The sequence below is a fragment of the Desertibacillus haloalkaliphilus genome, assembly GCF_019039105.1.
Classification (GTDB): domain Bacteria; phylum Bacillota; class Bacilli; order Bacillales; family KJ1-10-99; genus Desertibacillus; species Desertibacillus haloalkaliphilus.
Genome location: NZ_JAHPIV010000360.1, coordinates 1 through 373, shown reverse-complemented (window position 1 = coordinate 373; position 373 = coordinate 1). Strand labels below are relative to the sequence as shown.

The 373-nt window shown below is 53.9% G+C and carries 1 protein-coding gene; it reads left to right on the top strand.

Features of this window, described 5'->3' with window-relative positions; genetic code table 11:
- A partial coding sequence (locus KH400_RS30090; protein WP_217228381.1) for a hypothetical protein occupies window positions 1-373 on the top strand: 373 nt, incomplete at both ends.

Below are 373 nucleotides of genomic sequence, written 5' to 3'. Positions count from 1 at the left end.
GAAAAAAGGGAGGAGAGAAAGGGAGAGGAGAGGGAAGAAAAAAAAAGGAGGGGGAAAGAGAGAGGAGGAAGAGGGGAAAAAAAGGAAAAAAGGAGGGAAGGAAAGGGAGGAGGAAAGGGAGAAGAGAAAGAAGGAGAAAAGAAGGGGGGGAGGGGGGAAGGAGGGAGGAGAGGGAGAGAGAGGGGGAAAAGGAGAGGAGGAGGGGGGAAAAAAGAGGGGGAAAGAAAGAGGAAGGAAGGGGAAGGAAGGAGGGAAGGGGAGGGGGAAGAAAGGGGAAAAGAGGGGGGGGGGAGGGGGAGGAGAAAGAGGAAGGGAAAGAGGAAGAGAAGGAGGAAAGGAGGGAAGGAGGAAGGGAAGAAGAGGGAAAAAGGGA